This is a genomic window from Nocardia sp. NPDC056611, assembly GCF_042792755.1.
In the GTDB taxonomy this organism is placed as follows: Bacteria; Actinomycetota; Actinomycetes; order Mycobacteriales; family Mycobacteriaceae; genus Nocardia.
This window is the reverse complement of sequence record NZ_JBHTVV010000016.1, coordinates 1-7500: the sequence shown is the minus strand read 5'-3', so window position 1 is coordinate 7500 and position 7500 is coordinate 1. Positions and strand designations below refer to the sequence as shown.

Sequence of the window (7500 nt, the reverse complement as noted above, 5' to 3'; positions counted from 1 at the left end):
CACTTAGCACTCATCGTTTACGGCGTGGACTACCAGGGTATCTAATCCTGTTCGCTCCCCACGCTTTCGCTCCTCAGCGTCAGTTACAGACCAGAGAGTCGCCTTCGCCACTGGTGTTCCTCCACATCTCTACGCATTTCACCGCTACACGTGGAATTCCACTCTCCTCTTCTGCACTCAAGTTCCCCAGTTTCCAATGACCCTCCCCGGTTGAGCCGGGGGCTTTCACATCAGACTTAAGAAACCGCCTGCGAGCCCTTTACGCCCAATAATTCCGGACAACGCTTGCCACCTACGTATTACCGCGGCTGCTGGCACGTAGTTAGCCGTGGCTTTCTGGTTAGGTACCGTCAAGGTGCCGCCCTATTTGAACGGCACTTGTTCTTCCCTAACAACAGAGCTTTACGATCCGAAAACCTTCATCACTCACGCGGCGTTGCTCCGTCAGACTTTCGTCCATTGCGGAAGATTCCCTACTGCTGCCTCCCGTAGGAGTCTGGGCCGTGTCTCAGTCCCAGTGTGGCCGATCACCCTCTCAGGTCGGCTACGCATCGTTGCCTTGGTGAGCCGTTACCTCACCAACTAGCTAATGCGCCGCGGGTCCATCTGTAAGTGGTAGCCGAAGCCACCTTTTATGTCTGAACCATGCGGTTCAAACAAGCATCCGGTATTAGCCCCGGTTTCCCGGAGTTATCCCAGTCTTACAGGCAGGTTACCCACGTGTTACTCACCCGTCCGCCGCTAACATCAGGGAGCAAGCTCCCATCTGTCCGCTCGACTTGCATGTATTAGGCACGCCGCCAGCGTTCGTCCTGAGCCAGGATCAAACTCTCCGAAGAAATGTTTGACTTGCTCATTTGCTTTTAGAGTGTGTGCTCACTATTTTAAAACGTTGGCGCTTAGTTTTGTTCAGTTTTCAAAGAGCAATCACTTTAACAACTTAATCATCATATCACGAAGTTGAGTAGTTGTCAACTTCTGCGAAGAATGTTAGTTATTTTTAAAATCGCTATTTCTTAGCGACTACCTAATCTTACTACTATTTCAATAAGACGTCAATAGTTTTTTTCAAGAACATGTTCGATCTTGTTTTTACTGCTCTATCAATAATTTCTAAGATCAAAAATGCCTTGCTTGCTAAATAAGCAACTCCCTTATGATAAAAGAGTTTACACATGATGTCAATGATTTTTTTAGCAAGTTACTTTATGTATGATTCTGTAGACGACCGTACATTCATTTCCTTGATTTCATTGACTTCCTTCGTTTTTAATCCTTATAATGAAGATAAATACATAAAATCATACATTCAAGTATCCGTTTTATAAGGGCTCGCAACCTTTTCGGAACGTCTTGAAAAAGAAGGGGACACAATTATGAACCCTATTAAGAACGTGCAGCCCATTCGGAACCAGCAGCAGCTGGAAGATATGAAGTGGGCGCTTAAACGCCATTGTTCGGAACGTGATTACATTCTGTTTGTCCTTGGCTGTGAAACCGGGCTGCGAGTTGGAGATCTTTTACGACTCAAAACCAAACAGATTCTGAATTTGAAAGGAAAGTACACGAAGATACTGCGCATCAAAGAGGGAAAAACACAAAAAATCAGGGAGATGTACCTTGAAAACTGTTTTCAGGAAGTCTACGGCTATGCCGTCAATGTGGACAGTGAGTGGCTTTTTCCATCCCGGAAGGGGGACGGCGCCATCACGCCGACCCAGGCATACCGGCAGTTAAATAAGGCCGCCGACTTTGCTGGTGTCGACCATGTCGGCAACCATACCCTGCGGAAAACGTTCGGATACTGGTTTTACAAAGCGACAAAGGACATTGCGATGCTGCAGGGAATCCTGCACCATTCGGACCCTTCGATTACCCTGAGGTATATCGGCATCACAGAAGAAGAAACCAATAATGTCTTGAAAACCTTCAGTGTGTTTAAATAACGGTTCCGAACGAAGGAGCAGTCTTTGACTGTTCTTTTTTTTTACTTCCGAAAGACCCTCGTTATCAGACGTCCATAAAGGCTGTTTTTAGAGGTTTGAACTCCCTATCTTTATTTTCCTATTCGGAAAAAAATCAAACAGCTTAGAAAGGCAAATACAAAGCTTAAACAGCGTATTTTTTAAAAACCTCTTGGTGAATCATACACTTTTATGCCTGTTTTTCATTTTTCCTTTTCGGAACCCTCGAATCCTACATCTGTAGCTTTATCTACTTTCATTTTTCTCTTTTTCTTTTTCTAAAGCATTTATTTTCTCTTAACTCACATCTTGCCTGACTGTTCACATCAAGACAGAAAACTTTCCCTACCGGCCGGCGATATCTTTAGAGTGCCAGAAGACCTCAGCATTCCAAAAGGTACGTTGGCAGGGTGAGGTCTTCTGGCGTTTACGAAAAAGAATGAGCCGGCCGGTATCCTGAATATGTATAAGATCATGCTAGAAATAAGACAGAAATAAAGCCAGACATTGAATTCTTTATAATTTCTCTCTTTTTATCGCTCTATCAGAGGTGTAAAGACAGATCATTAAAACCTTTTAAAAAAATAATAGTCTTTAACCTTTGATACACAAATTAGTGTTTTGAACTTACTCTATCTTAAAGTTTTCAGAATTTTCACAACAAAAAACCCCCTGTTGTGTTTGTTTTACTAATATTGTTTTAATTGTTTTACATTGTTTTAATTGTTTTCGGAGGCCTCAAACCATTGGTATGACTGGCCTCAAGACCTCTAACTATAACATTTTTGGTGCGAACTATAACATTTTTGGTGCGAACTATAACATTTTTGGTGCGAACTATAACATTTTTGGTGCCTGAACTATAACATTTTTGGTGCGAACTATAACATTTTTGGTGCGAACTATAACATTTTTGGTGCGAATTATAACAAAAAAATCCTTTTGTTATCGATGGATTTTTGTCATAATGAAGAAGCTCGAAAGGGAGGAAATTGTGATGAAAATTTTAGAAAAAAACGAAACACAGAACAACCATTTGGTGACTAAGTCGAATATGCTCATTGAAGCAAATTATAAATTAGGCGTGGTAGAACAAAAAATCATCCTTTGTCTGGCGAGCCATATTACACCTGCAGATTCAGATTTCAAAACCTACACCCTGCCTATTCAGGAATTTTCAGATCTCCTAAGCTTAAAAGGAACACCCAAATATACAGAACTGAAGCAGATTACGAAGGATTTGATGAAGAAGGTATTTGAAGTGCGGATTAAAAAAAAGGTCATACAGGTTTCGTGGCTCAGCTATGTAGCGTATAACGAAACGGAAGGAACTGTAGACATAAGGTTTGATCCCTTCCTGCGGCCGTACCTGCTTCAGCTGAAAAGGGAATTCACAAGCTACAAACTTGAGAATGTGGTGAAGCTGAAAAGCTCCTACGCCATAAGGATATATGAATTACTGAAGCAATATGAAAGACTGAAGGAAAGATCCTTTTACCTGAAGGACCTGCGCAAAATGCTCGGGGCTGAGGATATCTATCCTGCATACGGAAACTTTAAGCAGCGTGTTCTTGTACCAGCCCAGAAGGAATTGAAGGCTAAAACGGATATATCCTTTGAAATAGAAGAAATCAGGACAGGACGAAGAGTGGATAAAATCAAATTTTTCATTACTTCAGGAAGCAATGGAAAACCTGATCAATTGGACCTGCTTCAAAATCATTTGCAGGAATTTGCCGATACGTTTATAGAGAAAGTGAAAAAACTCGGCTTAAAGATGGGGGTAAGGTTAACGGACGAAGTCATTCTTTCATGGGAAAAGCATGGACAGGACAATGTAATGAGCCTCCTGGAGAAAATACAGGACCGCAAGGACATCGAAAACCCCGTCGGATACATAACCAAGGTCTTAAAGGCAGCAAACAAGGATAATGATGAATCAGAAGACATCCTTATACGCTTAGTATCTGACTTCAGAAAATCAAAAGAAGTACTGCCTGCTTGGTATATACGGGAAAAGTCCATTGAAAAAATGGAGGAAGTACTGAAATTGGATCATGAATCAGCAGCAGTTACATTTGAAGAAATTAAAGAAGAATTATTTGAAGTTCTGCAAATTCAGGAGCCGGAGGCTGAAAGTGATTCAGTAGAGGAGCTAGAAAAGCGCAAGCGTAAGTTCGAAAAGCAACTTAAGAAATTAAAAAAAGGCACCCATTAATGAGTGCCTTTTTTAATTGGATGACAAAGGCATCGTATAAAATAAGAAGAAAACAACGTTAGAAGAAAGGAAGAAAAGAAGAAAAGAAGAAAACAACGTTAGAAGAAAAAAATAAAAGAAGAAAGGGTGATAAAGGGATGGCGATTACTATTACAATGGGAATTCAAAAGGGAGGCTGCGGAAAATCCACCACAACCGGCATTCTCGCGCACTTGTTGAGCAGAAATGGATATAGGGTCCTTGCAGTGGATATGGACTCACAGGGCAACCTTACAGAGCTTCTGTCTGAGCAGCCTTCAAATGAGTATATGGGCAAGTCCGTGCTGGAAGCGATGCAGGAAGATAATGTTGAGGGCTACATACTGAATATCAACGATCACCTCGATCTTCTGCCTGCCAACAACTTTTTGGCAACTTTCCCGCGCTGGCTGTATACGGGAAAAACATATAAAGGCGATACGATCCCTTTTAGCGGGAATCCAAGTTCTGTCTTAGATCATGCTTTGAAGTCCGTCAGGGACAGATACGATTTTATCGTTATTGATACTCCTCCCTCCTTAAGCGAACAGACAACAAATGCACTGTGTGCCAGTGAATACGTGGTTGTTTTATTCGAATGTTCAAATTGGTGCTATTCAGCTATCCCGAATTTCATGGATTCTATCCATGGAGCCAATGAATTCGGAAAGAGAAATACTCAGGCGATCGGCGTGCTGCGCACGATGAATGATGTAAGGCGAAGCGATGCCAAGGCCTTTAATGAACTAATTGCGGAAGATTACCCGGACCTGGTATTTGATACGGTGATTACCAGGAAGGCGCCTGTTGGCAGATTATCTCTGTATGGATTTAACCAGAACGCTGAACTGCGGCAGGCATTGGGACAATACGAAGGATTCTATAAGGAGTTGATCAGCCGTGTCGAAGGTAAATGACATCAAGAGTAAAATGCGCAGTCAAAAGCACATTAGCCCCAGTTTTGCCTTGAACGAAGAAGTATTACCGGAAGAAACCAAGGAACGTTTAAACAGTGGAAAAAAAGAAGAAAAGAAGAAAGACCGAAAACGGGTATCCTTCGATCTAAGAACGGACCTTCATAAAGAACTGAAAATGCAGTCGCTGCTTCAGGAAAAGAACATTTATCTATTGATCGAGGAAGCATTGGAACAGTATCTTAAATGAACACGATAAAAAAGAAATACCCGAATAACTGGGTATTTCTTTTTTATCAATCAAATGTATTTTGAATAGCTGCATCAAGTCCCTGTCCGGATTCTTTGATATAGCGTTTAGTCATATTTAAATCCTTATGGCCGACCAGCTTTGAGACGGTTTGAATCTCAATTCCTTTATCGATAAGATTCTGGCAAAAAGTATGTCTCAACTTGTGCGGGCTCACATCGTACTTGCTCAGCATATATTGAACCGCCCTCGGTGTCATACGCTGGTTAACACTGGATAAGAAGACTGCTTCATTCTCGGCCTTCAGAGAGTCTTTATAACGCTTAATATGCTCACTGGCAGCTCTTGATAGGGGGATAACCCGTTCAATCTCGCCTTTTGAATCCCGGATAAGAATAGATTCTCTTTCACCGTCTTTTTTTATATCGGTGTGATTTAATTCACAAAGCTCGGAGACCCGAATCCCGGTATGAAGAAGAACATAAACAATAGCAATGTTCCGCACATTTCCTTCGTCTTCCACTTCTTTTATTAGTGCTGACTGTTCAGCTGGCTCCAGTGACTCTGGTGGTTCATCCTTCTTTTCCTTGGCTTTGCGGTCAATGTTGGCCATAATCTCTGGTTTGTTAAGAAACCGGGAAAATACAGTGATGGCTGTATAATGCTTTTCGATTGTTCCGGCACTTTTATTGGAATCGTCCATATAATCAAGATAGGCCTGCACATGGGTCGATTCAATCTCTTCTATTTCTTCTTTCATCCATTGAAAAAATTGAGAGAGAACACCTACATATGTTTTAGCCGTACTGTCTGATTTATTTTGATCCATTAACCATTCAGCAAAAGAATGAAGGATTTGGTCAGTATTTCGGATTTCTTCTTTATTCATCAAAAATCCTCCCGCCTAGAGTTCATCCAAACGCTTCAGATGAAAAAATATACAAAAAAACCTTAGGAAAAATCCTAAGGTTTTTTTGAAAAGAGATAGGATTTTGAACCTGCATTCTTCGGGTTATGAATCCTAAAACTAGAAATTGCTTGGCGGCGTCCTACTCTCACAGGGGGAAACCCCCGACTACCATCGGCGCTGAAGAGCTTAACTTCCGTGTTCGGCATGGGAACGGGTGTGACCTCTTCGCTATCGCCACCAAACTATGAGGAACGTTGTTCCTTCAAAACTAGATAATAGAAGAAGTAAATTCTGCACGTCATTTTGGTTAAGTCCTCGATCGATTAGTATCTGTCAGCTCCATGTGTCGCCACACTTCCACCTCAGACCTATCAACCTGATCATCTTTCAGGGATCTTACTTCCTTGCGGAATGGGAAATCTCATCTTGAGGGGGGCTTCATGCTTAGATGCTTTCAGCACTTATCCCGTCCGCACATAGCTACCCAGCGATGCCCTTGGCAGAACAACTGGTACACCAGCGGTGCGTCCATCCCGGTCCTCTCGTACTAAGGACAGCTCCTCTCAAATTTCCTGCGCCCGCGACGGATAGGGACCGAACTGTCTCACGACGTTCTGAACCCAGCTCGCGTACCGCTTTAATGGGCGAACAGCCCAACCCTTGGGACCGACTACAGCCCCAGGATGCGATGAGCCGACATCGAGGTGCCAAACCTCCCCGTCGATGTGGACTCTTGGGGGAGATAAGCCTGTTATCCCCGGGGTAGCTTTTATCCGTTGAGCGATGGCCCTTCCATGCGGAACCACCGGATCACTAAGCCCGACTTTCGTCCCTGCTCGACTTGTAGGTCTCGCAGTCAAGCTCCCTTGTGCCTTTACACTCTGCGAATGATTTCCAACCATTCTGAGGGAACCTTTGGGCGCCTCCGTTACCTTTTAGGAGGCGACCGCCCCAGTCAAACTGCCCACCTGACACTGTCTCCCCGCCCGATAAGGGCGGCGGGTTAGAAGGTCAATACAGCCAGGGTAGTATCCCACCGATGCCTCCACCGAAGCTGGCGCTCCGGTTTCCAAGGCTCCTACCTATCCTGTACAAGCTGTACCAACATTCAATATCAGGCTGCAGTAAAGCTCCACGGGGTCTTTCCGTCCTGTCGCGGGTAACCTGCATCTTCACAGGTACTATAATTTCACCGAGTCTCTCGTTGAGACAGTGCCCAGATCGTT

5 protein-coding genes and 3 rRNA genes (1 of these 8 only partly in view) are annotated in these 7500 nt (G+C 43.4%); 4 read left to right on the top strand and 4 right to left on the bottom strand.

Annotated features, from left to right (window positions below; translation table 11 throughout):
- Nucleotides 1-839: ribosomal RNA gene (locus ACFRAQ_RS36800) — 16S ribosomal RNA — on the bottom strand; it reaches 711 nt to the left of the window's first position.
- 537 nt (nt 840-1376) lie between these two features.
- Here ACFRAQ_RS36800 and ACFRAQ_RS36795 point away from each other — a divergent pair.
- The 4 genes from ACFRAQ_RS36795 to ACFRAQ_RS36780 all read left to right on the top strand — a co-directional run bounded on the left by ACFRAQ_RS36795 (nt 1377) and on the right by ACFRAQ_RS36780 (nt 5364).
- On the top strand, nt 1377-1946 hold the full coding sequence (locus ACFRAQ_RS36795; RefSeq protein ID WP_376174685.1) for a tyrosine-type recombinase/integrase: 570 nt from the start codon (nt 1377-1379) through the stop codon (nt 1944-1946).
- A 985-nt stretch (nt 1947-2931) separates the two neighbouring features.
- Nucleotides 2932-4182: a replication initiation protein gene (locus ACFRAQ_RS36790; RefSeq protein WP_376532906.1), complete on the top strand. Its 1251-nt coding sequence runs from the start codon at nt 2932-2934 to the stop codon at nt 4180-4182.
- 137 nt (nt 4183-4319) lie between these two features.
- Entirely contained in the window at nt 4320-5117 is a 798-nt protein-coding gene (locus ACFRAQ_RS36785; protein ID WP_376296051.1) for a ParA family protein, read from the top strand.
- Nucleotides 5101-5364 carry a hypothetical protein gene (locus ACFRAQ_RS36780; RefSeq protein WP_376296050.1) on the top strand — a complete coding sequence of 88 codons (264 nt, stop codon included), beginning with the start codon at nt 5101-5103 and terminating at the stop codon, nt 5362-5364. The genes ACFRAQ_RS36785 and ACFRAQ_RS36780 overlap by 17 nt, the downstream gene beginning before the upstream one ends.
- 46 nt (nt 5365-5410) lie before the next feature.
- On the opposite strand, the gene ACFRAQ_RS36775 is transcribed toward ACFRAQ_RS36780, so the two are convergent.
- The 3 genes from ACFRAQ_RS36775 to ACFRAQ_RS36765 all read right to left on the bottom strand — a co-directional run.
- Entirely contained in the window at nt 5411-6253 is an 843-nt protein-coding gene (locus ACFRAQ_RS36775) for a tyrosine-type recombinase/integrase (RefSeq protein ID WP_376296049.1), read from the bottom strand.
- A 147-nt stretch (nt 6254-6400) separates the two neighbouring features.
- Nucleotides 6401-6516: ribosomal RNA gene (rrf, locus tag ACFRAQ_RS36770) — 5S ribosomal RNA — on the bottom strand.
- 61 nt (nt 6517-6577) lie between these two features.
- Nucleotides 6578-7500 (bottom strand): 23S ribosomal RNA (locus ACFRAQ_RS36765); the annotation flags it as partial.